Below are 3,416 nucleotides of genomic sequence, written 5' to 3' on the forward strand. Positions count from 1 at the left end.
GCATGTTCCGCGTCCTTGCAATACTGTGTTTACATACAGTCTATCGCTTAGCGGAAAGTTCTTTTACCCTCAGCCGAAATGCCTGCCGTTGCTAGACATTGCCAGCCAGTGCCCGTCACTCCCACTCGATTGTAAACAAGCACACAAAACCCTTTAGTGACAACAATTTGCAAGAACTATCAGGCTCAGTGCCATGAAAAATACCATGACCAGATCATGAGGTTGAACACGGCTTGCGCCGGCAGCGTTCACGCTCCTGGTCGGCGATCTCGCCCGGCTGCAATGCTAGCTCAGCATCGGTCATGCGCTCCAGCACGTCGCGTAGGCGGATGGTGCAAGGAATGGGCGGCAGCTCGAACTCATAGCCGCCGGCGATCATTTCGGCCGCAATCTCCTCGGTGATGAAAAACGGCTCGTCGTCTTGGTTCGGCTTCTTCATGCCCTTTCCTCCTGGCGCTCATCCTGGCCGACAGCGGCCAGGGCATCGGCTTCCGTCAATGCGTCCTCCACGAACGCGCCGTGCTGCTTCGCTTCGGCCTGGCTGACCTCGGCCCATATCCGTTTCACCTGGGCCGCACTGTACCCGGCCAGCTCGGCGGTCTTGTTGATGCTGTAGCCGGACTTGCGCAGCGCGACAACTTGGGCGCGGCGCTTCGGATCAGCACGGCGGCCCTTGTACCGCCCGGCCTGGCGGGCCAACTCAATGCCTTGGCGCTGGCGTTCGCGCCTGTCCTCGTAGTCGTCGCGGGCCATCTGCAAGGCCAGGCGAAAAAGCATGATCTGCACGGCTTCCAGCACGATCTTGGCGACGCCCTGGGCCTCGGCCGCCAGGTCGGATAGATCGACCACGCCAGGGACGGCCAGGCGTGCGCCTTTGGCCTGTATCGAGGCCACCAGGCGCTCGGCCTCGGGCAAAGGTAGGCGGCTGATGCGGTCGATCTTCTCGGCAATGACCACCTCGCCGGGCTGTAGGTCGCCGATCATGCGCAGCAGCTCAGGCCGGTCGGCGCGTGCGCCGGATGCCTTCTCACGGTAGATGCCGGCGACGTAGTAGCCGGCGGCCTTCGCGGCCGTAGTGATCGCCTCTTGGCGTTCCAAGTCCTGCGCGTCGGTGCTGACGCGCAGATAGACCCGCGCCACCATCGGCGCGGCTACTGGCTTCGTCCTGCGCATACTTGCGGGCTCCTTTGGGCATACTCAAATGCACCCATCTTAAACTGGCAGCTAATGTACAAAAGTTGATAGAAGCACACAAGTTCAATTTTGCACTTCTGCCCACTATTGCAAAACTGCTTGTTAGTAGCCGTTTTTTCTTACTGTTTATAGATTCAATAATTTTTGAAACGAAAAATTGGGACTAAACATTTCGGTTTCGTTTTCTGTCGATTCGTCCTGCGTATCTTTTGCATAAACAAACATTTGTTGTTCGTAGTTTTCGATGGCATTTTCAATACTTGTAAATTCTCCGTTTGTAAGGTTTTCAGACAATATCAAAGCATCCAATAATCCCGTATTTACACCCTGTCCTGCAAAAGGCGACATCAAATGAGCAGCATCGCCAATCATTGTTATGGGTAATGGACGGTTACTTTTCCAATCATTGTTCAAAGGAAATTTCCTTGTGGGCAAGCATTGAAATGTTGATACCGAACGTATTAATTGTTTGTAAACTTCACTCCATTTGGAAAATCTTTTCAATAAAAAATCGGCAACGCTGTTTCTGTCCTGAAAATCTAAGGGAATTTTATTTTTCCATTCATCGGGCGTTTTAAAACTAATTCCTAAATACAATGCACCATTATTATTGGGATTGGCAAACAATAAAATGCCCTGATGTCCCGCCATTAATCGGTTGCCGTTGCATAGCTGAAAAAATCCGGGACAGTTTATTTCCGGTTGAAGAATATCAGCTTGGATGTTGAAAGTACCGGTTTCTTCAACTTGCGTGTCGGTAACAAAGCTCCTTATTTTCGACATTCCACCATTGGCAAGAATAACCAAATCTGCTGTTTCACTCGGTTTATTCTCAAAAGTTAGTGTCCACTTCTTCTTACCAGGTTCAAGCATAACAAGTTTTCTATCCCAAATAACCGTGTCGTTTTCTAAACTATTCAACAAGATAGCCCTTAAGTCATTTCTGTTTATTTCAGGATTGTCAAATCGATTTTCGGGCTTTACATTTTTTGTGGATAAAATATTGCCTTTTTCATCAGCAATATTTACACCCATTGGTAAGGCTAAGTCATAATAAGTTTGTAACAATCCCGCTTTTTTCATTGCTTCCTGACCTGAACCTTTGTGTAGGTCAAGGGTTCCACCAAAAATTCTTGCCTCTCGGTCGTTGTCTCTTTCGTAAACTGAAACGTCTATGCCGTTTTGCTGTAATAATTTTGCCATAGTCAGTCCAACGGGTCCACCACCAATTATTGCAACGTTCTTATCACTAAGTAAATTCATTTGTTTGTCTGTATCTATTCGCATTGTCATTCAAAAATGGCACATAACAAGTGGCTATACGCCAAATGGCGTATATATCCACTATATCTTATTTTGCTAAACCTTTCATTATCAGTGACAAATCCGTTTTCAACCGTTTACCGTTCGTTTCTACTCTCTCAAAAGGATTTATATTCATAGTGCTTTTTGTTAAGTTTTGCTCAAATATACAAATCCTTTCTATATATCTAACAAATCCATCGGACTTTTTAATTGTTCCATTCCCTTGGTGGTAATATGTGTATAAACCTCAGTTGTTTTACTGCTTGAATGACCTAACAACGATTGAATATAACGTAAACTCGTACCATTCTCAAGCAAATGCGTTGCAAAGCTATGTCGTAAGGTATGTACAGTAACTTCCTTTTGAATCTTTGCTTTTAAAACAGCTGCTTTAAAAATGTTTTGAATACTTCGGCTTGAGTATGCGCCACCTTTTTGACCTTCAAATAAATAATCTTTTGGTTTATATTCCATAAAGTATGTTCTTAAAATAATTAATGTTTTCTCAGATAAAATGGTATAACGATCTCTTTTTCCTTTTGACTGTTCTATACGAATTTGCATGCGCTTGGAGTCAATGTCTTTTATTTTCAGGTTTATACATTCAGAAATGCGCAAACCTGCCGAATAAATAGTCATCAGAATAGCCTTGTGTTTCACGTTTTCAATAGCGCGTAGTACCCGAATGGTTTCTTCTTCACTCATCACAACAGGAAGTGTTTTTTCTTTTTTTGGTCTTTCGATGAAATATGTTTTCCGTTGTCCACCCAAAACACGTTCGTAATAAAACTGGCACTGTTGCAAAGTTAGCGATGAGGCAGCCTTTTGTCTTATTCAAAGGCCTTACATTTCAAAAACTCTGCTTACCAGGCGCATTTCGCCCAGGGGATCACCATAATAAAATGCTGAGGCCTGGC

General features: G+C 45.6%; 4 protein-coding genes. All 4 read right to left on the reverse strand.

What is annotated here, in order from left to right:
• Window positions 1–214: 214 nt before the first annotated feature.
• Window positions 215–439: a hypothetical protein gene (locus tag FTV31_RS15985; protein WP_000743213.1), complete on the reverse strand. Its 225-nt coding sequence runs from the start codon at window positions 437–439 to the stop codon at window positions 215–217.
• On the reverse strand, window positions 436–1,173 hold the full coding sequence (locus tag FTV31_RS15990; RefSeq protein WP_001366550.1) for a recombinase family protein: 738 nt from the start codon (window positions 1,171–1,173) through the stop codon (window positions 436–438). Before FTV31_RS15990 ends, FTV31_RS15985 begins: the two co-directional genes overlap by 4 nt.
• Before the next feature lie 147 nt (window positions 1,174–1,320).
• Complete coding sequence (locus tag FTV31_RS15995; RefSeq protein ID WP_024160783.1) at window positions 1,321–2,487, reverse strand: tetracycline-inactivating monooxygenase Tet(X3); 1,167 nt, start codon at window positions 2,485–2,487, stop codon at window positions 1,321–1,323.
• A gap of 189 nt (window positions 2,488–2,676) precedes the next feature.
• Entirely contained in the window at window positions 2,677–3,270 is a 594-nt protein-coding gene (locus FTV31_RS16000; RefSeq protein ID WP_205779272.1) for a tyrosine-type recombinase/integrase, read from the reverse strand.
• Window positions 3,271–3,416: the final 146 nt, after the last annotated feature.

It is taken from the genome of Acinetobacter sp. YH16031, from assembly GCF_013417335.1.
Classification (GTDB): domain Bacteria; phylum Pseudomonadota; class Gammaproteobacteria; order Pseudomonadales; family Moraxellaceae; genus Acinetobacter.